Annotated in this window: 15 protein-coding genes and 1 pseudogene; 9 read left to right on the forward strand and 7 right to left on the reverse strand. The window is 59.9% G+C overall.

From position 1 onward, the window contains the following. Window positions 1-208: 208 nt before the first annotated feature. Window positions 209-1,441: a hypothetical protein gene (locus BGO89_03550; GenBank protein ID OJX58848.1), complete on the forward strand. Its 1,233-nt coding sequence runs from the start codon at window positions 209-211 to the stop codon at window positions 1,439-1,441. Here BGO89_03550 and BGO89_03555 read toward each other — a convergent pair. From BGO89_03555 to BGO89_03565, 3 genes are read right to left on the reverse strand one after another with little or no spacing between them, the layout of a single operon-like run. Next, window positions 1,381-2,571: a hypothetical protein gene (locus tag BGO89_03555; protein ID OJX58849.1), complete on the reverse strand. Its 1,191-nt coding sequence runs from the start codon at window positions 2,569-2,571 to the stop codon at window positions 1,381-1,383. The genes BGO89_03550 and BGO89_03555 overlap by 61 nt on opposite strands. Next, window positions 2,571-5,123, reverse strand: coding sequence for a leucine--tRNA ligase (locus BGO89_03560; GenBank protein ID OJX58850.1), 2,553 nt, complete (start codon window positions 5,121-5,123; stop codon window positions 2,571-2,573). Before BGO89_03560 ends, BGO89_03555 begins: the two co-directional genes overlap by 1 nt. A 56-nt stretch (window positions 5,124-5,179) precedes the next feature. Further along, complete coding sequence (locus BGO89_03565) at window positions 5,180-5,581, reverse strand: hypothetical protein (protein ID OJX58851.1); 402 nt, start codon at window positions 5,579-5,581, stop codon at window positions 5,180-5,182. Between the two features lie 102 nt (window positions 5,582-5,683). Here BGO89_03565 and BGO89_03570 point away from each other — a divergent pair, with 102 nt between their 5' ends. Next, window positions 5,684-6,655: an oxidoreductase gene (locus tag BGO89_03570; protein ID OJX58852.1), complete on the forward strand. Its 972-nt coding sequence runs from the start codon at window positions 5,684-5,686 to the stop codon at window positions 6,653-6,655. Window positions 6,656-6,657: 2 nt separating this feature from the next. Here BGO89_03570 and BGO89_03575 read toward each other — a convergent pair whose 3' ends face one another. The 3 genes from BGO89_03575 to BGO89_03585 are packed head-to-tail and all read right to left on the reverse strand — an operon-like array spanning window position 6,658 to window position 10,021. Then, window positions 6,658-8,109: a hypothetical protein gene (locus BGO89_03575; protein ID OJX58853.1), complete on the reverse strand. Its 1,452-nt coding sequence runs from the start codon at window positions 8,107-8,109 to the stop codon at window positions 6,658-6,660. 14 nt (window positions 8,110-8,123) lie between these two features. Then, window positions 8,124-9,086: a hypothetical protein gene (locus BGO89_03580; GenBank protein OJX58854.1), complete on the reverse strand. Its 963-nt coding sequence runs from the start codon at window positions 9,084-9,086 to the stop codon at window positions 8,124-8,126. Between the two features lie 35 nt (window positions 9,087-9,121). Beyond that, window positions 9,122-10,021: a hypothetical protein gene (locus tag BGO89_03585; GenBank protein OJX58855.1), complete on the reverse strand. Its 900-nt coding sequence runs from the start codon at window positions 10,019-10,021 to the stop codon at window positions 9,122-9,124. Window positions 10,022-10,063: 42 nt separating this feature from the next. On the opposite strand from BGO89_03585, the gene BGO89_03590 reads away from it, so the two are divergent. From BGO89_03590 to BGO89_03605, 4 genes are read left to right on the forward strand one after another with little or no spacing between them, the layout of a single operon-like run. Beyond that, a complete protein-coding gene (locus BGO89_03590; protein ID OJX58856.1) occupies window positions 10,064-11,506 on the forward strand; it encodes a 2-hydroxymuconic semialdehyde dehydrogenase in 1,443 nt (480 codons plus the stop codon). Next, complete coding sequence (locus BGO89_03595; GenBank protein ID OJX58857.1) at window positions 11,491-11,925, forward strand: 2-aminomuconate deaminase; 435 nt, start codon at window positions 11,491-11,493, stop codon at window positions 11,923-11,925. The genes BGO89_03590 and BGO89_03595 overlap by 16 nt, the downstream gene beginning before the upstream one ends. Window positions 11,926-11,930: 5 nt before the next feature. Beyond that, window positions 11,931-16,673 (forward strand): hypothetical protein, encoded by a 4,743-nt coding sequence (locus BGO89_03600; protein OJX58858.1) that lies wholly within the window; start codon window positions 11,931-11,933, stop codon window positions 16,671-16,673. 55 nt (window positions 16,674-16,728) lie between these two features. Further along, window positions 16,729-18,855 (forward strand): hypothetical protein, encoded by a 2,127-nt coding sequence (locus BGO89_03605; protein ID OJX58859.1) that lies wholly within the window; start codon window positions 16,729-16,731, stop codon window positions 18,853-18,855. Between the two features lie 45 nt (window positions 18,856-18,900). Here the strand turns inward: BGO89_03605 and BGO89_03610 are convergent, their stop codons facing one another. Continuing rightward, the gene (locus tag BGO89_03610; GenBank protein ID OJX58860.1) at window positions 18,901-20,394 is read right to left on the reverse strand and encodes a hypothetical protein; all 1,494 of its coding nucleotides are present in this window, start codon (window positions 20,392-20,394) and stop codon (window positions 18,901-18,903) included. Between the two features lie 120 nt (window positions 20,395-20,514). On the opposite strand from BGO89_03610, the gene BGO89_03615 reads away from it, so the two are divergent. The 3 genes and pseudogenes from BGO89_03615 to BGO89_03625 all read left to right on the forward strand — a co-directional run bounded on the left by BGO89_03615 (window position 20,515) and on the right by BGO89_03625 (window position 23,791). Further along, window positions 20,515-22,260, forward strand: coding sequence for a hypothetical protein (locus tag BGO89_03615; protein ID OJX58861.1), 1,746 nt, complete (start codon window positions 20,515-20,517; stop codon window positions 22,258-22,260). Next, window positions 22,257-23,186: a hypothetical protein gene (locus BGO89_03620; protein ID OJX58862.1), complete on the forward strand. Its 930-nt coding sequence runs from the start codon at window positions 22,257-22,259 to the stop codon at window positions 23,184-23,186. The genes BGO89_03615 and BGO89_03620 overlap by 4 nt, the downstream gene beginning before the upstream one ends. Before the next feature lie 419 nt (window positions 23,187-23,605). Beyond that, a pseudogene (locus tag BGO89_03625) lies at window positions 23,606-23,791 on the forward strand (hypothetical protein).

Here is a 23,791-nt window from a genome sequence, read left to right on the forward strand (position 1 = left end):
CTGAAGAACATGCAATATACCGTGCATCATCTTCCGTGTATCTCCAAGCTGGACGCCGTCAACCCGGTGTCGTGCGTCGTCGTGTTCGACGTGGAACCGATACATAGGAGAATTGCCGGATACGGATAGAAGAACAGACTAGTTACGTGCAGACCGAGGCGATTCTCCGAACCAGGGGAATCGCCTCGTTGTTTTTTCAGGAGGGATCATGGAACGAAGGGTACGCTTGAAAAGGAACATCACGTTGCTGCGGATCCTGCAGATCGTGCGTTCATTCACACTCACCATTCCGATCATCGTCATTTTCTACAAGTCGGCGGGGATGTCGATCCAGGACGTCATGCTGCTGCAGGCCATTTTCGCCGCCATCATCGTCGTGGTCGAAGTACCGTCCGGCTATTTCTCCGACGTTCTCGGACGACGGAAGACGCTCATGATCGGAAGTATCTTCGTGGTCGCGGGGTGGGCCTACTATACCGTCGCATCGTCGTTCGGCGGCTTCTTCGTGGCCGAGCTCCTGCTCGGCATAGGATTCAGTTTCCATTCGGGAACGGATTCGGCATTGCTCTACGATACGTTGCTCGAACTCGGTACGACGGAGCGCAGCGTGCGTGAAGAGGGGGCCCAGCTTTCGGCGGGGAATTTCGCAGAAGCCGTGGCCGGTGTACTCGGTGGCCTGCTGGCGGGTATTTCCCTGATCACACCGTTCCATGCACAGGCCATCGTGACCATCGTGCTTCTGCCTGCATCCTGGATGCTCGTCGAACCCATCGTCCATCGTACGGAGGGAAGGGCCGCGAGCATGCGGGACGTGCTGGCCACGGTACACGATGCCATGGTGAAGAATGCCGAGCTGCGATGGATCATCATCGCAGGGTCCATCATGGGAGCCTCGACGTTGACGATGGTCTGGCTGCTCCAGCCCTACATGTTGAACGTGGGAGTACCCGTGGCCTGGTTCGGCGTCATCTGGGCCTCGCTGAATGGACTGGTCGGTGTGTTCGCCCTGCGCGCCCATACGCTGCAGGAGCGTTTCGGTGACCGGTCGACGGTCGTCCTGCTCGCCATCGCCGTCGCGATCGGCTATGCGGTACTCGGTACGTGGTCCACGTGGATCGTCCTGCCCGTCGTCGTCGGCTTCTACTTCGCGCGTGGTGTCGGCAACCCCGTCTTCGCATCGGCCATCAACGTCCGTGTGGCGAGTGAGCGACGCGCGACCGTGCTGTCCGTCCGACAGCTGGGGATGCGCGTGATCTTCATGATCGTCGGTCCCGTCGTGGGATGGGTGAACGACAACGTATCGATGAGTGTGGCGCTCTACGTTTCCGCGCTCGTGTTCGGAATGTCGTCCCTTGTCGCCGTGTGGCTGTGGGGACGCAGTCAGCGTACGTCGAACGGTACGCTGACCTCGAACGTGGAGGTGAACAGTCGCATCACGTAGTTACCGGCAGGCTTGTTCCGCATGTCGAGCGTACGTTCGACAAGACCCGATTCCGCCGCATCGTTCTCGATCTCGATCACGCGCCATCCGAAGGGATTGGTGACGTAGAGCATGATGTGCTGCTGCTCGGGGATGGTATAGCGGATGCGGAAGTAGTTCGCGGTGTCGGCGTCCATCGTCACGGACATCGATGGGCGCCGTACGTCGCGGAGTTGCTCGACGTCGGCCTTCGAGCCTACGCGTGAATAGAAGTAGATGCGCGGTGTCCACGTGGAATCCGTCTGCTCGCTGACGGTATAGTATCCGCTGCCGTCCGCGGACCAGGTGATGCTTTCACCCTGCGTTTCGGGCATGTATTCGAGGGTGTCGGGTTGACGGGCGAACATCGACCGGAACGATTCGCCCCGCTCGACGTCGCGTTTCCAATGGAAGACGTTGATGTAGTTCTTGACCAGCACTTCCCGTCCATCGGGGGAGACATCTCCTGCGACGGCGAGATAGAAGGGGAGTTCACCAACGAACTCGAGCGTGTCGACCACGCCCGTCCGCTGCGGATAGGCCGCACGATAGATACGGTTCCTGCGTTCGCGTTTGCTGATGACGTAGAGATCGCCCGTCGTGGGATCGGACAGCAACGTCTCCGCATCGCGGGCACCATCGGGATAGGCGAACTCGAGTTTATCGGCCGTTGCCGACATCTTCGAGGCCGCGATCTTCGGTTCTTCCAGACGATAGACGACGATCGTCGGGGCCTTGGCCTCGTTATCGCCGATTTCGCCGATATAGAGATAGGAACGTCCTTCGTTCGGCCCCGGACCTATGGCGATGTCTTCCCAGTCGCGATTCGTGGCATTGTCGATCTTCACTTCGGACAGCAGGTTCCCCTTGTCGTCGATCGCGAAGATCCGCGCCTCGTCGCCCGAATCGTTCAGCGCCCACAGAACACCGTCCTGCATCCTGGACGCGATCAGTCCGGATGCCTCGTTGATGACGACCGGGAGCTTCCCCGTCTGCATGAGGACGAAGTACGGCCGCTCCGATGGTTCCGGAGAGGATGTGCAACCTGCCGCATGCATGGTGGCGAGCATGCATAGGGCGACGATCGGGACGATGACGTTCTTCATGGTCATCAGGCAACGATGAGGTTGACGAGTTTGCCCTTCACGATGATGCGCTTCACGATCGTCTTGCCATCGATCATGCGTTGCACGTTCTCGTCAGCCAGTGCAGCCTGTTCCATTGCCGCCTCATCGGCATCGGCGTCGATGACGGCCTTGCCGCGAACCTTCGAATTGACCTGCAGGACGATCTCGACTTCACTCTGGACGAGTTTGGCTTCGTCGACGATGGGGAAGGATGCGAGATGGACCGACGTCGCATGACCGAGTTTCTGCCAGAGTTCTTCCGTGATGTGCGGTGCGAAGGGAGCGAGGCAGAGAACGAACTGTTCCATGGCGATGCGTGGACGTATGTCCACGGCCGTGAACTCGTTCACGAAGATCATGAACTGGGCGATGGCGGTATTGAAGCTGAGGGTATCGATGTCCTGCCTTGTCTTCCTGATCGTTGAATGCAGCACGAAGTCCTGCTGTTTGTTGCACGGCACGTCCTGTACCGACGGATGGAGGGTTCCTTCCTCCGTCACGATCAGTCGCCATGCGCGGTTGAGGAACCGTGAAATCCCTTCCACACCCTTCGTATTCCACGGCTTGGACGCTTCGAGCGGTCCGAGGAACATTTCGTAGAGGCGGAGTGCATCGGCTCCGTATTCGGCGACGATATCGTCGGGATTGACGACGTTGCCGAGTGACTTGGACATCTTCCGTCCGTCCTCACCCATGATGAGGCCCTGATGGAAGACCCGTTTGAACGGCTCCGGCGTCGAGACGTAGCCGTAGTCGAAGAGGACCTTATGCCAGAAGCGGGCATAGAGCAGGTGTAGCACTGCGTGTTCGCTGCCCCCGATATAGAGGTCCACGCCGGTTGCGCCCATCCAGTAGCGCTCCTTGTCGGTAGCGCAGAAGGTGGCATCGTTGTGCGGGTCGCAGTACCGGAGGTAGTACCAGCACGATCCAGCCCATTGCGGCATCGTATTCGTTTCGAAGCGTGCACGCTTGCCCGTCTTCGCGTCCACGAAGTCGATCCATTCCGGTACGGTCGCCAGCGGAGACTCGCCCGTGCCAGCAGGTTTGAAGTTCTTCACGTCGGGCAGGATGAGCGGGAGCTCGTCCGCATCGAGTGCGCGGCGGCTTCCATCTTCGAAGAACATGATGGGAATCGGCTCACCCCAGTAGCGTTGACGCGAAAACAACCAGTCGCGAAGCTTGTACTGGATCCGTCGTGCGCCGATGCCTTGGGCCTCGACCCATGCGATGAGGGCTGCCTTCGCGGCAGCCGTATCGAGGCCGTTCAGCGAGACGTCGGTATTCATCGAATTCACGCCGATCCCGGCATCGGAGAACGGAGCTTCGGCAACGTCGATCACCGTGCCGTCGGCAGGGGTCACAACCTGGACGATCTGAAGGCCGAAGGCGCGTGCGAACTCGTGATCACGCCCGTCATGCCCCGGAACGGCCATGATGGCTCCCGTTCCGTAATGTGCCAGGACGTAGTCGGCGATCCAGATTGGGATGAGCTGGCCACTGGCCGGATTGACGGCATAGGCACCGGTGAAGACGCCGGTCTTGTTCTTGTTCAGTTCCGTACGTTCGAGGTCGCTCTTGAACGAAGCGGCTTCGCGATAGCCGAGCACTTCACCGCGACGATTCTCACTGACGATATATTCAATGAGTGGATGTTCCGGAGCCAGTACGAGGTAGGTGGCTCCGAAGATCGTATCCGGACGCGTAGTGAAGACCGTGATGGTATGATCCGTTCCATCGACGCCGAAGCATACGTCGGCGCCTTCGCTGCGGCCGATCCAGTTACGCTGCATGTCCATGGTGGACGACGGCCATTCCAGCCCGTCGAGGTCCTGCAGCAGACGCTCAGCGTAGGCCGTGATCCGCAGCATCCATTGACGCATCGGACGCCGTTCGACGGTATAGCCCTTCTCCTTCCATTCATCGACTTCCTCGTTCGCGAGTACCGTTCCGAGTTCCTCGCACCAGTTCACGGGAATCGACGCGATGAAGGCCAGCCTCTTGCCGTCCTTGTAGAGTTCGATCTCGAGAGGATCTACGATGTCGGCCGGTATCGGCAGTTCATCGATATGTCGTGCGCGCCCGGCTGACTCGTCGTACCATGAATTGTAGATCATGAGGAACATCCACTGCGTCCAGCGATAGTAGGACGGTAGCGTGGTGTTCACTTCGCGGCTCCAGTCGTAGTCGAAGCCGACCAGATTCAACTGGCGTTTGAAGTTGCCGACGTTCTGTTCGGTAGCGACGGACGGGTGGATACCCGTCGTCATCGAATAGCGCTCGGTAGGCAGGCCGAAGGCATCGAATCCCATCGGATGCAGGACGTTGTATCCGCACATGCGCTTGAACCGCGACACGATGTCCGTGGCCGTATATCCTTCCGGATGGCCGATATGGAGGCCTGCGCCGGATGGGTAGGGGAACATGTCGAGCACGTAGTACTTCGGACGCGACGTATCGTCGGATACCCGATAGACGTTCGTGTCGATCCAGTTCTGTTGCCACTTGCGTTCGATGTCGGAAAACGGATAGAAGGACATGCTCTGATTCTTGATGCTGGTGTCGAATGATGTTGGGATGCCGCCGGACCCGCAATTTATGTTCCGGAGGGTACATTTTCCTGAATCAGACCGAGAACTGCGCCGGCGGGATCCCTGATGACGGCGATCAGCATGTCGCCGATACGGCGAGGTCCGTTGACGACGGCCCCTCCACGCGCATTGACCTTGCGGACGCTTTCGGTCATGTCTGTCACGGTGACGTAGATGATCCATTGGGCCGGGATGTCGGCATTCATCCCCCGGGCATGGCACACACCGGTCACGATCTCGTTCGTATCGGGGCGATGCATGTTGTAGTCGGCGTAGGTCTCCATGTCATGGTCGCTGGCCGTCCAGCCGATGACGTCCTTGTAGAAATCGCGTACTTCTTCGGCGTGGGGAACGGTAAGATCCTGCCATACGATCCGGCCGGGCGACGACGAGCTTGATTCGGACATGACACCTCCCTGTGTATGAATGATGAATAGACGATGATACCGTTACAACATACGGCGAAGGGGCATAGTTCCGCAGGCGGCCTGTTGTCATATCTTGCGAATATGAACTACACCCGTCTCGGGCGTACAGCCCTCAGCGTAAGCCGACTTTGCCTCGGCACCATGAACTTCGGTCCGACCACGCCGGAGCGCGAATCCTTCACCATCATGGACCGGGCCCTCGAGTTCGGCATCAACTTCTTCGATACCGCCGACGTCTACGGTGGCGAGAAGGGAAAGGGAGCAACGGAAGAGATCATCGGCCGCTGGCTCGCCCAGGGTGATGGGCGTCGTGATCGCATCGTCCTCGCTACGAAGGTCTACGGTCTTATGAGCGACGTGCCCAATGACCGCGGCCTGTCGGCCTATCACATCAAGCGTGCATGCGAGGCGTCGCTGCGGCGCATGAAGACGGATCACATCGATCTTTATCAAATGCACCACGTGGATCGCATGGCGCCATGGGAAGAGATATGGCAGGCCATGGAGCAGCTCGTCCAGGAAGGCAAGGTCACCTACGTCGGATCGAGCAACTTCGCCGGATGGCATATCGCCCAGGCGAACGAGATCGCATCGAAGCGTCATTTCCTCGGTCTCGTGAGCGAGCAGAGCGTCTATTCGTTGCGCAACAGGGCGGTCGAACTGGAAGTGATTCCTGCGGCACGCGCCTACGGTCTGGCCATCCTGCCATGGAGCCCGTTGGCAGGCGGCATGCTTTGTGGCATCTTCTCCAGCGACGATCATGTGCGCCGTGCCCGGCCCACCCTCCTCGCAGCGGCCGAGAAGCTGCGCCCGAGCGTCGAAGCCTATGAAGCACTGTGCAGGGAACTCGGACTCGACTATGCCGACGTCGCACTGGCCTGGGTCCTTTCACGTGAAGGGATCACGTCGCCCATCATCGGACCTCGCACGATGGCCCAGCTCGAGGCGAACGTCAGGGCCGCCGATATCGTGCTCGACGAAGTGACGTTGAAGCGTCTGGACGAGATCTGGCCCGGACCGGGCGGGGCCGCGCCGGAAGCCTATGCCTGGTGATTCTAGAGGCGGATCCGCATCAGGCCTACGCAGAGGGAGAGGACGGGACGCTTCGTCGTGAACAGCGTGATGATGTCGCGCGACGAAAGTCCGAGCTCCCATACGCCGCCGAAGAGCGATGCCATGGCGCCGATGGGGATGAAGGTTCCCATGTTACCTCCGCCTCCGAAGCCCGTGCTCACGCGCAGCCATATCAGCGGACGCCAGTCCACGCCGCCTGAGACGATCGGTTCGCCGAGCGATCCTGCGGCACGGTTGAATGGCACGACGGCGTCGATGCCGAAGCGCCAGCGCGAAGTATGATAGTAGGAGATGCCGCCGCGTATGCGGCTGGCCAGTTCCGATGTCGCCGTCGACAGGCCATTCCAACTGAAGAAGTTGCCTTCACCCGTGATCTTCGGTGCTTCCTCGAAGATGTTGTAGTTGTTGAAGCCCGTACTCGATACGCCGTTCAGGATCGTATCCTTCGCGATGAAGACGTTGCCGTCCCATCGCATGGCACCGAGATCCACCACCGATGCGGAGATCGTCCACTTCAGCCCGATCTCCGCGGTGAGGCCGATGTCGAGTCCCCATCCGTTTCCGACGCTGCGGAAGTCCTTGCCGGGAATGAAGGAGGGCGAGACCGCCTTACCGTAGCTGATACCGAAGACAGGACTGAGGGAAGAGCGTGCCATCAGCTGGTGGTCGCGCACTTCCGCGTCCATGTACGCATAGCCCATCAGATACTTGGCAGTTGCACCCGCATAGAGACGGAATCCCGGCACGTCGAGGATCTTGAGACCATACGAAAGCCCGAGCTCACGATACCACGTCATCGCCAGACGCGTGCCTTCGAACAACTGGGCATATGTCTGCGGATTGCGGGCATAGCCAACGGTATCGCCCTTGTAGTTGACGCTGGTGGAATCGAAGTAGTCGTAGTACCTTCCTTCGAATGCCAGGCGGGATGCCGATTCATTGAAGATGAAGGTGCCTGATACACGTTCGTGCACGGTCAGGGCCAGGCCACCCCACTTGTCGGACTGATAAGAGATGGCTACCGGGATGATGTCGGCGCTGAATCGCAGGCCGTTGTCGGCGAAGGCACGTGCGGCCGCGAGCTTCTGTTCCGGTGTGAAGTCGAACGACGAGCTCTGGAAGACGGCATCCCAGAGGTCTCCGCGTTTCAATGCATCGGAATGCGTTGCGAAGCCACCTTCGGCGACGGTGAACGACCAGTTACGCTTCGCCCGGTCCATGCCCCCATCGATGGGCGAACCCATGATGTAGACGTCGAACTCGGGTACGAAGCCAAGATTGGCCGGATTGATACCGACACATTGATAGTCGCTCGCCGTGGCTGTCAGGAATGCCCCGAAGCCTATGCGGGAATAGTCGGCCGCTTCGGTCTGCGCATGCAGCGTGTTCACGCCGACGACGACACAGACGCATGCGACGACGCGCCACAGCATTCGTGAGCGAACCATCATGACGTCATTCTGTCGATCAACTCCGCGATGCGCACGGCCTCCGTGGCTTCCCGTGCCGTGACGGCGATATCGGCGCCGTGCGTGATGCTATCGAGAAAGGCGCGTTGTTCCTCGGCGATGGCATTGACGGGCGGAACCGGCGGTGTGTCGAAGACGATCATGCGATCTCCATGCTGCGTGCTGAGCGTGCCCAATGGTATCTGATGCGACGGATCGAGTGCCGTACCGTCGATCAGCCGATACAGTTCCAGGCCGGGTGCTGCGAGGTCGAGCGAGATATAGCTGTCGCGCTGGAAGACGCGCATCTTGCGCATCGGCTTGGCCGTGATGCGCGAGGCCGTGAGGTTGGCCACGCAGCCGTTCGCGAAGGTGATACGTGCATTGCAGATGTCGGGCGTATCCGTGAGGACGGCCACGCCCGTAGCGTCGACCTTGGTGACTTCGCTGCCGGTGAGCCAGAGAATGAGATCGATGTCGTGGATCATGAGGTCGTGCACGACGCTCACGTCGATGGCCCGTGGCTTGAACGGTGCGAGACGGTGTGCTTCGATGAACAGCGGCTGGACGTCCACATGTGCCAGTGCGCGAACGGCAGGATTGAACCGCTCCACGTGGCCTACCTGAACCACCCTTCCGACGCGTTCCGCTGCGGCGAGAACGTCGAGTGCTTCGGTATGGGTGGCCGTGATCGGTTTCTCGATGAAGCAATGCATGCCCCGTTCCAGGACGTCGAGAGCGAGGCGGTGATGCAAGGATGTCGGTGCCGCGATCGTGACGGCGTCGACGTCCGGCATGGCCTCGAGGGAAGGATACCATGCTGCGCCGTGTTCTGCGGCTACTGCCCGGCCCTTCGTTTCGTCGGGGTCGACGATGCTGGCGAGCGTGACGCCTTCCTGCTGTGCCCAGAGGCGGGCATGAATCGTTCCGAGATGTCCTGTGCCGATGACTGCGATGTTCATGGAGCTGATGGATGTTGACGTTGTTACCGACTCTGTTACCGACTTTTCGGGTGTGCGTTCTTGTAGGCTTCCTTCAGCCGCTCCACGCTGACGTGGGTGTAGACCTGCGTCGTCGACAGCGACGAATGGCCGAGCATCTCGCTGACCGCCGTCAGGTCGGCCCCGTTATCCAGCAGGTGTGTGGCGAAGGTATGACGGAGGATGTGAGGACTTTTCCGTTGTGCTTCCGTAACGGGGCCGAGAACCCTGTTCACGATGCGCCATGCGCTGTTCGGAGTGAGGCGGCCGCCTCTGTCTCCGAGGAACAGTGCGGACTCGTCGCTCGCAGGGGAGAACGAGGCACGCAGTACCTCGTAGGCCGAGATGGCATCGACGGCGGCGACGGTCACCGGGACGATGCGTTCCTTATTGCGTTTGCCCAGGACCCGGACCGTACGCGACGACATGTCGATGTCGCCCAGGTTCAGTTGCAGGGCCTCGCTGATACGGAGGCCTGAACCGTAGAGAAGTTCGCACAGTGCCTTGTTGCGCGCTCCCTTCGGCGTGGAAACGTCGAAGGACGCATACAGTGCGGTCGTCTCGTGTTCCTGGAGGAAGGAGGGCAGCTTGCGGTCGATCTTCGGGCTGGCGACGAGAGCTGCGGGATTGCGCGTGAGATCGCCGCTCCGCACGAAGAAGCGGAAGAGCGCCTTCACGGCGGCGAGCTTCATCCGAAGCGAGCGTTTGGCAAGGTTCCTGTCGTGCAGCCAGCCCAGGAACGGCCTGATATCCGCTTCGGTCAGGTCCTCGATCGCAGGTTCCGCTCCCCACGTCTCCGTGATATAGGCGGAGAACTGTTCCAGGGCCGTTCTGTAGGCGGTGACGGTATGGTCGCTCGCGCCTTTTTCGATCTCGAGGGCAGATAAAAAGGTCCGTATTCCTTCGGGAAGCTGCATCTCACAATATCCGTAAATTGGACGACTATTAAGCCGTTACGCATGAAAGACATCCTTCATTACATCAATGGTTCCCTCGTTCCGTCGGCCGACGGAACGTGGCTCGATGGCGTGAATCCCGCCACGGGCGACGTCTATGCCCGTGTGGCACGTGGGAGCAGGACCGACGTCGAGCGCGCAGTCGATGCCGCCCGCGCGGCATTTCCGCATTGGTCGGGCATGACGGCCCGCCAGCGGTCGGCCATCATGATGGCCATATCACGGAAGATCGGCGAGAATCTGGAAGAGCTGGCGCTGGCGGAAACCAACGATCAGGGGAAGCCGTTATGGCTGGCCAGGACGGTAGACATTCCCCGTGCGGTGGACAACATGGCGTTCTTCGCCACGGAGATCCTGCATACGGAGACGTCGACGCACCTCACCGACAAGCACACGCTGAACTACACGGTTCGGCAGCCGCTCGGCGTGGTGGGCTGCATCTCTCCGTGGAATCTTCCGCTTTACCTGTTTACGTGGAAGATCGCTCCGGCCCTGGCGGCCGGTAACTGCGTGGTTGCCAAGCCCTCCGAACTCACGCCGATGACCGCCTGTCTGCTCGCCGGGATCTGCATCGAAGCGGGGTTGCCGCCCGGCGTCCTCAACATCGTCCATGGTCTCGGACCGGAAGCCGGTGCGGCCATCGTCGATCACCCTGCGGTCAAGGCCATCTCCTTCACGGGAGGAACGTCGACCGGGCGTGCGATCGCGGCCACTGCTGCGCCCATGTTCAAGAAGATGTCGCTCGAGCTCGGAGGAAAGAATCCGACCATCGTCTTCGCCGACGTGGACATCGCCCATACGGCCCGCAACGTGGCCCGGGCGGCCTTCACCAACCAGGGCGAGATATGCCTCTGCGGTTCGCGGATCTTCGTCGAACGATCGATCTACGACACCTTCCGGCAGGCCCTGATCTCCGAGACGGCCCGCTTCGTCGTCGGTGATCCACTCGACGAAGCCACGAAGACCGGGGCGCTGGTCAGCCGCGACCATATGGAGAAGGTACTCTCCTATATCCAGCTCGCCAGGGAAGAGGGTGGAACCGTACTCTGCGGTGGAGAGCGGGTGATTCCGGACGGACGATGCGCCGGCGGCTTCTTTGTGGCACCCACATTGATAGAGGGATTGGATCCATTCTGCCGTGTCAATCAGGAAGAGATATTCGGTCCCGTCGCAACGCTGATTCCGTTCGACAGCGAGGACGACGTGATCACGTGGGCGAATTCCACGCCGTATGGTCTTGCGGCGTCGGTATGGACGAATACGCTGGCCCGCGCACATCGTGTGGCGCATGCCCTGGAAAGCGGTATCGTATGGATCAATTGCTGGCTCGTCCGTGACCTGCGTACGCCCTTCGGCGGCGTCAAGCAGAGCGGTGTGGGCCGTGAAGGCGGAGTCGAAGCGCTCCGCTTCTTTACCGAACCGAAAAACATCTGTCTGCAGATATGAACGAACCCGTCATCATCAATTCCGGGCGTGCACCGGAACCCGTGGGCGCCTATCCTCATGCCCGACGCGTCGGCAACCTCCTTTTCCTGAGCGGAGTGGGGCCACGCGAGCGTGGTACGAAGGTCATTCCCGGTGTCGATCTCGGGGACGACGGCTCGATACGGAGCTATGACATCGAGGCCCAGACCTTGAGCGTTTTCCGTAATGTGCGTGCCATCCTCGAGGATGCGGGGAGCGCATGGGAGAACATCGTCGACGTGACCGTGTTCCTCACGGACATGAAGAGGGATTTCCCCATCTTCAACGGACTCTATGCCGAGCATTTTACGCATGTCCAGGCATGCCGGACGACGATCGAGATCGGCGCACTGCCGACGCCGATCGCCGTCGAACTCAAAGTGATTGCCACCATCGACTGACGGACATGACCAACTTCCTTTGTGCCCTTGTACTGACCCTCTCTGCCGTCGGTGCACTCGCGCAGCCACAGTTGTCCTACATCATTCCAGATATAGGAACGACGAGATTCGGTACCTATGTCGAATTCATCGGCCCGGCCAATCGTAACGGTAACTTCGGTACCGACGGTATCTATCTCAACAATCCGGGAGATGCGGTCCGCATCCGGTGCGTGAACGATGGAGATACGCTGAAGGTCAAGTTCGGACCGGCCGTCGTGAGCTGGAGCGGCCGTATGGTATCGTCCCACATCTACGTGCTGCCGACGATCGTACCGAATTCATCGGACTGGCGTCAGCTCGATGCTGCCTATCGCATTCCGATCGTCGTGGAAGTCAACGGTCAGCGTTCCAATCCCGATACCTTCTACATCGTACGTCCGTTCTCGTTCGGTGACAAGCGCGCATCCGCCGATCGCATCATCGGCGAGGGGGCTCTCGGACAGCGTTCGCGTCGTGGAGCCATGCTCATCGACAGTGCGCTGCTGGCTTCCGGCGCGCCCTATACGATTTCGATGCTCGACCCCGATACGCAGACGCCGGGTAATCAGGCCTTCCTGCCCTTCGTCCTGCTCGCCGTGGGCAACATCACGGGTGCCCCGACGGGTACGGAAATACGTGCCGATGCCAGCGGGCCCAATGGCGGTCCGGGCGGCGGCGGCGGCGGCGGGGGGTACGGTAACGCACCGTTGTTGGGTCCTGGCCAGCAAGGTACCGCCGGTGGAAACGGATATACGGGTGGTGGTCCTGGCGGACGCAATAACAGCGGCGTCAACGGCAGCAACAGCAAGCGTAAACCCGGTATCGGTTCCGGTGAGGACCTTCCGGAAGCCGGTCCCAACACGGTCGGCAGCAAATCATTGAACGGCACGAGTGGCGGCGATTCCGGTCCCGCCTACGAGAATGCGGGTGGCGGCACGGGGCATCCGTTCGGACAGAGCGGCCTCGCCTGCGATGCCCGTACGAGCTGCGATCCTGCGGGACAGGCGGGCGGCGGTAGCGGACATCGCGATGGTCGGCGTGGTGGTGCCGGTGGTTTCGGTACCGACGGCGGTAGCGACAACGGTGCGAACAACGGCGGCAAGACGCACGGTAACGTCAGCCTTATCCCTCTCGCAGGTGGAAGCGGTGGCGCCAGCGGAAATCCTGCGACGCTCGGAGACGTCTCGAGTCCCGGCGGCGGTGGTGGTGGTGGCGTATCGATCCACGCACAGCGTCTGGCCCTGTTCGATGTCTATTCGCTCGGTGCGGCAACATCGCGCCAGGACGTACTCGCAGGATCGGGATCCGGCGGTGGAATCATCCTCGGTACGCGTCTCGACAACGCCGGTATCGGATTCACGAGCGGCCAGGCCTATGCACCCGACGTCACCGGCTTCCTGACCGGTGGCCGTGGCCGTACCCGTTACGACGCACGTGTATCGGTGTCCAATACCTACTATGTAGGGCCTCTGACCGATACGATGATGAATTCGCTGCGCGTGATCCGTCTTACGGGATGGGGGAACGGCAGCGATCTCCAGATCTATACGAAGGGCGAGCATGGTCCGTGGATCGCCGGTCCCCGCGTAAGCGGATACAGCGGCACGTGGAATGCTTCCTTCACGTTGCCCGGTACGGATACGCTCTACTTCATCAGCGTCGCCCAGAACGTTCCGCTGCCGAAGCGCAGCACCTACGAACACGATCCCGACTGGGTATTGTCCCAGTCGTCATGGAACATCGTCCGTATCTACGGCCCGCCCGTCATCGACGCTGCGACATCCGTGAACATGGGTCGCCATCAATGTTCGGGTGACGTGCTGCTCGATACGCTCGTCGTACACAACAGGGGCGAATCTCCGCTCGACATTTCCGGTCTGACCTGGCAGAACAACAACGGATTCCGCGTCATCAGTCCTTCGTCACTTTCGCAGACGATCCAGCCCTTCGATTCGATGGACGTCATCGTCGAGTTCTCGCCGCTGGCCGGACAGAATGGCGCCATCAGCGACATACTCAGCATCGTAAGCAACGATACGAATGCGACGCGCTCGACGTATCGTGTGACCTATACGGCCGACGTCCAGAAGGTCGATCTCACCTATCGCTGGAGCGGTAGCATCATCGATACCCTCGATCTCGGCGTGCGCTGCCTGGGGGCGGGAATCAGCGAGAACGTCGACGTCACCAACAGCGGTACGCTCACCACGACCATCCTTCAGGTCTCATCGTCCAATCCGAACGTCGTCAATGCATCGACGAACGGACCGCTCGCACTGACGGTAGGCAGTACCGGTACGATCTTCCTCACGGGTGTCGTGCGGCAGACGGGCAGTGCTCTCATTCCCGTTCTCGTGCGCGTGGCCGAATGTCCGAATCCGGATACGCTCTGGGTCCGGTTCGAAGGTGTCGATGCCAACCTCACCGTCGTGGGGACCGGTCAGTTCGGTACCATTCGCGTCGGTGCATCGCGTCAGATCCTCATCGAACTCCGTAACGACGGTGCGAGCGATCAGATGGTCGTGCCTCCGCCCGCCGTTCCATCGCCATTCCGCATCGTGGGCATGCAGCCCATGCTTCCAGCACTGCTGAAGCCTGGTACGTCGGTCATCATCACGTTCGAGTATGCGCCGCTGGCGGTCGGATCGCATACGACGGAAGTACGTTTCGTCACGTCGGCCGGTGGCCGCCAGTGCAGCGACACCGCCATCGTCGTCCTTGCCGGCACGGCCGTGCAGGCGAGCCTCGAACTGTCGAAGGAAGCGCTGATCATGGACCCCGTACCGCTCTGCTCGCGTGGAAGCGACAGCGTGACGATCACCAATCGTGGTACGGCCAGTATCCGGTTGCTCTATCCTGCATTTGTCAACGGTCCCGACGCGGCATCGTTCATCGTGCGGACACAGCCGACGGTGGACATCGATCTGCAACCGGGCGAATCCGCGGTCTACGCCGTGGACTTCATTCCATCCGGTGCACAGGACCAGGTGCGGACGGCTATCCTCAGCGTACGTACGGACGATCCAACGCAGGCCCAGATCGACGTTCCCCTGAGCGGCAGGCAGATCCCCATCGCACTGAACGGCCCGGCGTCGATAGACCTCGGCACCTCGCAACTCCAGGTGCCGGTCACGAAGCCTGTCGTCTATACGAACAACACGGCCGCTCCGATCAGCGTCGCAGCCGTGCGGACGTCCGATCCGCAGTTCACCGTCGTACCACAGTCCGTCGTTATCGCACCGGGCGCAGTCCAGCAGTTCGACGTGACCTTCACACCGAACGGGGAAGGATCGCAGTCGGCCGATATCTGGTTCGTCTTCGATGCCCCGTGTGCCGATTCGATCCATCTCACGGCGCGCGGCCAGGGAGCGGTCGGCATGCTGTCGGTACCCAATGCTCTCAACTTCGGCACGCTCTTCAATTGTCAGTTCAAACGTGACAGTGTGGTCTATCTCAATACCAGTGCCGTCGCCGTGGATCTCATCGACGTCGGCATCACCGGACCGGATGCGACGTTGTTCACGATCGAGAATCCGGCCGTCGCCACGGCAACGACCTTGCCTGCAGGCGAGCGCGCCATACTCTACGTGCGATTCGATCCGCGTGCCGTGGCCGATGGATACAAGACGGCGCAGCTGACGCTGCGTGCGCGCATCAACAACCAGCCCACGCGCTTCGTGACGAACCTCAGCGGCACGCGTCAGACGTCGCTGCCCGGAACGTCGCCGTCGGTCGCCTTCGGTTCCATAGACCTTGGTTCGGCAAGCACACAGACGTTCACCGTGCTGAACAACACGACGGTACCGATGCACATCACGGCCGTCACATTGCGAGGCGCTGCCGGTGGTGTCTTCACCGTGACCACTACTCCGGGTGTTCCCGCAACACTCGCACCAGGCGACCGCATGGACGTCATCGTCCGCTTCGCACCGACCGAGCAACGTTCCTATGCCGACTCCATCGTGTTGTCCTTCGATCTTCCGTGCCCGGACGATCGCATCGTTCCCGTGACCGGTACGGGCCGTCTCAATGTCGAAGCCGCCATCATCATGCCGAAGGTTCTGGCCGATCCTGCTGCCGACGACTATTCGTTGCCGGTGAGCGGCCGCGTGGCGATCGGCACGACGATGCTGGAGAATGCGAATCTCAAGCTGACGATACGCTACGGTTCATCGTTCTTCGTCGCCCGACGTCTCTCGACCGGTACGATCACACGCAACGAAGTGATCGGTGGATTCACGTATCTCGATCTCGACATCCCCGGCGTTTCGATCAATACGACGGAAGCGGTGATCACGAACATCATCGGCGACGTCACGCTCGGGCCGATCGATTCCACGGATCTCGAAATCGTGGCGGCCACGATCGTTGCACCGCCTGCCGCTCCCACCGTCCGGCCTGTGAACGGCTGGCTGAAGCTCGACATCTGTCGTGAAGGTGACGATCGTCTCGTACAACGCCGCGGCGCACTGTTCATCGGTACGAATCCGAATCCCGTCCGCGACGTCGTCAATCTCGACGTCGAAGTCTTCGAGCCCGGGGACCATCATATCATGCTCGTATCGTCGACGGGTGAAGTGCTGTGGTCCGAAACATGGCAACACGTCGCCGGAGCTCAGCCGCGGTCGATACGCATGAATGCCCAGACGTTCGGCTCGGGCATGTATCAGATCGTTCTCCAGACACCCACGAGGCGTCGGGTGAAGTCCCTTCTCATCGTCCACTAATCCAGCATCGCACCTCATGCGCCTTCGGCTTTGTCTTCTTCTTATAGGACTCGTCATGGTTGCCGGCAACGCGCCCGCACAATTGACGAGATTGAATGCTGAAACTGGACAGAAGGAAGAGCTTCAGTATTATATCGGTGGTTATGGTGCGTTGAACATCAACTTCCATACGACCGACTTCGGGACGTTACCCGGTATTCCGTCCTGCTGCAACGAATACAACAACAACTCCAAACTGGGCCCGGCCTTCGGCGCACTTGTGGAGATCCCTCTCACGCGTCTGCTGCGTCTACAGTTCCGTGCGGGATATTCGACGTTGAGCGGTACGCTGCTCGCGAACGAGACGATCGGCAACGAACCGGTACTCGACGATGGCCCGGTACCTACGGAACGTCGTCGCGACATCCGTGTCGAGCATTCGCTCGACGCATCCATTCCGTTGATCGTCGCCGAACCGGCATTGTCCTTCCAGGTCTTTGACCTCCTCTGGTTCACCGCCGGTATGCGTGGCGCCTTCGCGATGAAGAAGACCTTCGAGCAGAAGGAGACGCTGGTGTCGCCCGACGGCTATGTCTTCCTCAACGGTACGGCCGTGCGCAATCAGTATGCGGGAGACATCCCCGACGCCAAGACCTTCCATGTCCATGGAATGTTCGGTCTCGGCTACGAGATCGCGACGAAGACGAATCTTCGTATCGTTCCCGAAGTGCGCTACTACCTGCCGCTCCACAAGGTGGCCAGTGTCGACTGGGCCGTGCAGTCGTTCCAGATCGGTGTCGCTCTCAAGTACGGCATCTACGCCCCGGTGGATCCGACGATAAAGAACGATACTATCTACCGCCGCGATACCGTCGTCGTGGAACGCCCCGGCATCCGTGAGGACCGCGTCGTACTCACCGACCGTACGTCGTCGGAGGAACGCAATCGCCAGGGTGATGTGGAGTACCGCGTCGCGACGGTCAAGGAAACGTATACGCGCGAAGTGCCCAAGGCTTACTCGCCCGATATCCAGTTGTCGGCATTCACGACGGACAAGGATGGGGTGGCCGTTCCCGTACGATCGATCCGGGTCCAGGAGCTCGACGTCATCGAAAGCTATCCGCTGCTCCCGCAGGTCTTCTTCCCCGAAGGCAGTGCCGATCTGTCCCAGGCTTCGGCATCGAGACTGACAGCCGACGAGACGCGAGATTTCCGTCCGAACGAACTATCGCGGGACCAGCTCGACGTCTATCGGAACCTGCTCAACGTCGTCGGTTCTCGTATGCGCTCGAATCCGAAGCTGAACATCACCGTTACCGGATGTACCAGCAATCAGGGCGTGGAGCAGAACAACCGTCAGCTCGCGAAGGAACGTGCCGACGCCGTCAAGCAGTATCTCGTTGATGTGTGGGGTGTCGATCAGGGACGCATCGGTACGGCGTCGCGTCTGCTTCCCGCCAATCCCGCGAATCCGCAGAGTGCGGACGGACGGCAGGAGAATCAGCGTGTCGAGATCGCGGCGAACGACCTGTCGGCGCTCGAGCCCGTCGAATTCCGCGACCGTGATCTGACGATCACGCCGAAGGAAGTCAGACTGCGTCCTACCGTGAGCAACGGCGAGGACATCGCATCATGGAACTTCGATCTCAAGCAGAAGGACCGTTCGCTTCTGGCGTCGGAAGACAAGGGGCAACCGCGCGAAGTGACGTGGACTCCGTCCGCGACGGATCGCAATCTCAAGGACGACGGTCCTGTCAAGGCTTCGCTGTCCGTGAATAACGGTCTCGGACAGTCGAAGACGGCGTCGACGGAACTGCCGGTAGACTACGTCTCCCTGCAGACGATCAAATCCAGCTCGGTGGAAGGAAAGCGTATCGAGCGGTATTCGCTCATCGTGTTCGACTACAACAGCGCCCAGCTCAACCCGAGTAACCAGCGCCTCATGCAACGCGTGAAGGAACGGATCCAGCTGGATTCGAAGGTCCGGATCACGGGCTTCGCCGACCGTCAGGGCGAGGCTACCTATAACCGTGAGCTCGCACGTCGCCGGTGTGTCGAGGCACAGCGTGTCCTCGGTATTCCGGATTCGCAGGTCACCATCGACCCGCAGGGCAGCGATCGTCTGCTGTACGATAACGACCGCCCGGAGGGACGATCCTATTCGCGTACCGTACAGATCGAGATCGAGACGCCGACGCGCTGAGCGGAGGAACAGAGCCCGTCGGCATCCCATATCCCGTGGCCGCCGCTATGCGACGGCCTGATGTGAATGCGTGGAAGACGAACCGTTGGGGATCATGTTCGTCGTCGACCATTCTTTCAGCAACCGACGGATAACTACGTGCATGCCGTCGGTCGACGATTCGAGCCATTGCCGACATATGTCGTCGATGATGGAAGGCAGGGAACGCCCCGTTCCCCGCACGAGACGTCCCATCGTGCGCAGCAACGAAACGTCGGCACCGGATAGTGCCGCACCGCGTTCCGTCCTGCGTACGGCCGAACGGATGCAGTACGGTACGTAATCCCTGTTGTCGAGCGCAAGGTGAGTGATCGTATTCACCATGAGCGTCTGACCATGCCAGTACGGATGCGCCGTTCGACCTGCCTGATCGCTCAGGACATCGTTCACCAGATCGAGCGCATCCTTGTAGCGCAATGTCATGAGACATGCCGTCGCCAGCCGTACGTTCCATGCGGCACGTGCTGCCGTCGGTAGAGCGCGCCGCGCATCGGAATGTTCGCGTAGTGCCGTATCCACCACTGCATGTGCATTGATCCCCGCCAGAATGGCCAGGGCGCATTCGGCATCGATGGCCGCGACGCGCGCACGCTGCTTCATGTCGACCGACATGGCTGCGGCTTCGATGGTCCTGGCCAGTGCCGCCAGCATGCGGAGCGCTTCTCCATCGCCGAGACGGAATGCCGTGTCGTTGCATTCCACGATGGCGTCCGTCCAGTCCAGCACGGCCGTGCCGTGGAGATGGGGCGCATGTTGTAGGGAACCGGCGACGTCGCGGATGGCATGACGCTGCCGTTCCGTATCGTTTCGGATGATCGCATGCCGCAGCCCGATACGCAGCCGGCATATACGTGTACGGACAGACGAACGGACCGTATCGTCGTCGGTACGTGTCTCCAGTTCGATCCATGCACAGTCCTCGGAAGGAATCGTCCTGCGGGCATACCATTCGGCAACCCAGGTGGCCGAGCGGGCCAGTACAGACAGTGCATCGTAGGTATCCCGCAGCATATGGATCGCCCGACGTTCTTCCGTCAGTGTCCGTTCGAGCGTCCGCGATGGAACGTCGGGCAACCGTCGTTGCAGACCGCACAATTCCAGGACGATGCCCGGAAGTTCCAGTCGTTGCGCCTGTTGCAATGCCTTACGCAGTCGTCGTTCGGCAACGCCCGTACAGCCGCGGCCGAGCAGGAAGGCTATGGCATCGATATCGCTTCTCATGGTGGCTTCGGGCGAAGCCGAGGACGGAAACCGTTGAAGGCATCCGATGACTTCGTTGATAAGGGTATGTCTGATCACTGCCAGATGCCTGGCACTGACCGTTTCCTTGAAGACGCGGCGAACCGCGTCTTCGTCGTACTGCTTCTGCCGACCCAGCGTCTCGAAGAGCGTCAGGTAGTGCGGCTCCTTCAGATGACGTCGTGCGTGAAGGGCGAATGCCCGTTTCTCAGCCGGCGTCAATGAGCGAATGAGCATGTACAGATCGTCAGTCCTGCCCATGTGCCCTCTCCTTTCGATGCGATCTCCTCCGATACCGCACCAGGTGTGTGTGCCCCACAACTAAGAACAAGGAGTTGTCGATTTGGTTACCGACTGATTCCGTAATGGTATCTTTGGCCCATGCAACGAATCGCTCTTCTCCTCGCCGCCGTCGCCCTCGTCACCTCATGCAAACAGCAGGGAAGACCTGAAGGAACACTGCATCCAGCCAAGGGTGGAAAGTATCACGGTGGTGTATTCCGCGTGAACGAGAACGGCGACCTCAGCTCGCTCGATCCCGTGGCCATCAATGACGTGACGTCGGCCCACATCGCAGAGAACATCTACGACAATCTGCTGTCCTTCGACGAACATCTCGAGCTCGTACCCGAACTCGCGAAGTCGTGGACGGTGTCGGAAGACGGACGTACCTATACCTACCATCTTCACGACGACGTCTACTTCCATGACGATCCGTGCTTTCCTGGCGGAAAGGGGAGAAAGATGACGGCACATGACGTGAAGTATTCGCTGTCGCGTGCCTGCGATTTCCGTGCGAAGACGAAGAGCTACGACTACTTCCGTGGCAAGGTCGATGGCGCCGACGAATACTACGAGTCCACGCACAAGGCGTTCGAACAGGGTGGTGAACCAGGCGTGCGAGGGGTCAGGGGCTTCGTCGTCGTGGACGATACGACGTTCAGCATCCATCTCGTGAAGCCGTTCGCGCCGTTCAGGCATTACGTGGCACTGACGTCGATGGGTATCCATGCACGCGAAGCCGTCGAACACTACGGCCGGAACTTCTTCAAGAACCCTGTCGGTACCGGGCCCTTCGAGTTCGTATCGTGGTCGGATGGACGTGACCTGAGCCTCGTGGCAAACAGGAAGTACTGGAAGTACGATGAAGCGGGCAACAGGCTTCCGCTGCTGGAAGCGGTGCGCTTCACGTTCATGAAGGATGACAAGATGCAACTCCTCGAATTCCAGGCAGGCAACCTCGAAGAGTCGTATCGCATCGCCAATGAATTCTTCGGTGACATCGTGGACGAGAACAAGAAGCCGAAGGGCAAGTATGCGAAGTACAATCTTCTGCATGCCACTGCTGCATCGACACAGTTCTACGGCTTCCTCACGACGGATCCGGTTCTCAAGGACAAGCGTATACGCCAGGCCTTCAATCTCGCCATCGACCGTCGTCGTATCATTCGTTACGTGCTGCGAGGTCAGGCCGCAGGCCCAGCCGAGCATGGCTTCGTACCACCGACGATGCCTGGTTATAGTACGGACAGCGTGAGAGGCTATTCCTTCGATCCCGTCCGTGCCAAACAGCTTCTCGCCGAGGCGGGTTATCCCGATGGAAAGGGCTTGCCCGAAATCACGTTGCAACTCAATGCGGGAGGCGGGCGAAACATTTCCATCGCCGAAGCCATCCAGGGCATGCTCAAGGAAAACCTGAACGTCAGCATCGGCCTTCGCCAGATCGAGTTCGCACAGCACCTTCAGTCCATCGACGAAGGCAAGGCGCCGTTCTTCCGTCTCGGATGGGTGGCCGACTATCCCGATCCCGAGACCTTCCTCAATCTCTACTATGGCAAGCTCGTCCCGAAGGATGGTGGTATCAGTCCCATCAATTCGGTACGATACCAGAACCCGAAGTTCGATGCGCTCTTCGAGCAGGCCCTTGCGACGACGGACGAGGCGAAGCGTATGGAGCTGTACCGCCAGGCCGAACAGATCGCGATCGACGATGCACCCATGCTGCTGATCTTCCATGACGAGGACTATCGCTTCATACAGCCGTACGTCATGGACTATCGTAATAACGCCATGGACAAGCGTCCGTACAAGTACGTCTGGTTCGACCCCTCGAAGATGCCGCAGTGAGAATCCTCGTCATCGGTGGTACGCGATTCATCGGCCGGGCTGCCGTCGGGGCACTGCTGCGGCGTGGTCATGACGTCGCACTCCTCCATCGCGGTCATGCACCGTCTCCGTTCGGAACGGAGGTACGGGAAACGTTCGGCGACAGGAACGACGAGGCTCTTGTACGGCGAACGATGGAGGACGTCCGCCCGGATGTCGTGCTGGACATGGTCGCCCTTGGCGAGAACGATGCGCGCATCGTGGCGCGATCGGCTGCACGGATCGGAGCCTACGTACTTCTCGTCAGCAGCATCGACGTCTATCAGGTATTCGACATCCTCAATGGTCGTGCGCCAGCACCTCCGCTCGTTGGTCCTATGACCGAACAGGCCCCTTTACGAAGCAGGATGTATCCCTACCGCGATGCCGAAGGTATGCCCGACGTCATGCGTACGTACGACAAGATACTTGCCGAGCGTGCGTTGCAGGAGGAATGCGGGGAAGCATGCAGTGCATTACGGCTTCCGATGGTCTACGGTCCGTGGGATAGTCAGCATCGTCTTGCACCGTTGCTGAAACAGATGGAGAGCGATATCCTGCATATGTCCGGACGTCTTGCCCGATGGCGTGCCGCACGTGGCTATGTCCACGACATCGCCCACCTCATGGTCATGATGCTCGAACAGCGTACGTCGGGTATCTATCACTATGCGGAACAACCCGTGCCCGACGAGCTGACGTTCGTACGACGTGTCGCTGCGGCTATCGGCTGGGATGGAGAGATCGTCGTCGATGAACATATGGATGTCGACCAAGGCTTCGTTCCCGAACAGCATCTCGACATCGACAGCACGGCCGTACGCATCGTGACAGGCTTCCACGAAGTCGCGCGTGCCGACGAAGCCATTCGTACGACGGTGGAGTGGGAGAGAGGGCTTTCATCGTAGTCGTGCACTCCTCTGTCGATTCTTCCCGCACGACGACATATCGACCGGTAATTCGATGAATGATGCCGATCGTTTCCATCGAACGGGCATCGAAACGTCGTACCGATACGACGATGTGGATAAGTAATTCGCGATGGACCGAACTACGGAAACACTGTCAAACACATGTTGATGAAGAAGTCATTTGACTTGATGAACACAGTGTATTGACATATGAAGTCATGACCATATACTAACGATGGTTGTCGTTCGATCAAGCAGCGTACGCGATGCATGCGTACGTGAAAGCGTGTATTTCGGGAAGGTAGTTTGGAATCGTTGAGGCGATGCCAGTAGTTTCGCATCGACATGGTGCATGAGCGCATTGCGGACTTTCATACCGCAGCGTTCGTTTTCGGATCAATGGGCAATCAATCGTTATGGCAAGAAGTCTGTTCTGCGGCTGTCTCGCGGCCGCACTGTTCTGTCTCGTCCCTGAGATGGCGACGGCCGGTGATCCATGGACGTCGAAGATCCTGGTCGACATGAACCTGGACTGCGAGCTCGATACGCTCGTGATCGAGAACACGTCGAGCGAACGGGCGATGCTTCTGCGTATCGATTGG

The sequence above is a fragment of the Candidatus Kapaibacterium thiocyanatum genome, assembly GCA_001899175.1.
In the GTDB taxonomy this organism is placed as follows: Bacteria; Bacteroidota; Ignavibacteria; order Kapaibacteriales; family Kapaibacteriaceae; genus Kapaibacterium; species Kapaibacterium thiocyanatum.

Bases quoted from the DNA above. Each gene is read 5' to 3' on its own strand.
- BGO89_03555 (OJX58849.1), bottom strand. From the start codon at position 2,571: ATGACCATGAAGAACGTCATCGTCCCGATCGTCGCCCTATGCATGCTC.
- BGO89_03565 (OJX58851.1), bottom strand. From the start codon at position 5,581: ATGTCCGAATCAAGCTCGTCGTCGCCCGGCCGGATCGTATGGCAGGAT.
- BGO89_03585 (OJX58855.1), bottom strand. From the start codon at position 10,021: ATGCAGCTTCCCGAAGGAATACGGACCTTTTTATCTGCCCTCGAGATC.
- BGO89_03575 (OJX58853.1), bottom strand. From the start codon at position 8,109: ATGCTGTGGCGCGTCGTCGCATGCGTCTGTGTCGTCGTCGGCGTGAAC.
- BGO89_03590 (OJX58856.1), top strand. From the start codon at position 10,064: ATGAAAGACATCCTTCATTACATCAATGGTTCCCTCGTTCCGTCGGCC.
- BGO89_03570 (OJX58852.1), top strand. From the start codon at position 5,684: ATGAACTACACCCGTCTCGGGCGTACAGCCCTCAGCGTAAGCCGACTT.
- BGO89_03600 (OJX58858.1), top strand. From the start codon at position 11,931: ATGACCAACTTCCTTTGTGCCCTTGTACTGACCCTCTCTGCCGTCGGT.
- BGO89_03550 (OJX58848.1), top strand. From the start codon at position 209: ATGGAACGAAGGGTACGCTTGAAAAGGAACATCACGTTGCTGCGGATC.
- BGO89_03560 (OJX58850.1), bottom strand. From the start codon at position 5,123: ATGTCCTTCTATCCGTTTTCCGACATCGAACGCAAGTGGCAACAGAAC.
- BGO89_03605 (OJX58859.1), top strand. From the start codon at position 16,729: ATGGTTGCCGGCAACGCGCCCGCACAATTGACGAGATTGAATGCTGAA.
- BGO89_03610 (OJX58860.1), bottom strand. From the start codon at position 20,394: ATGGGCAGGACTGACGATCTGTACATGCTCATTCGCTCATTGACGCCG.
- BGO89_03615 (OJX58861.1), top strand. From the start codon at position 20,515: ATGCAACGAATCGCTCTTCTCCTCGCCGCCGTCGCCCTCGTCACCTCA.
- BGO89_03580 (OJX58854.1), bottom strand. From the start codon at position 9,086: ATGAACATCGCAGTCATCGGCACAGGACATCTCGGAACGATTCATGCC.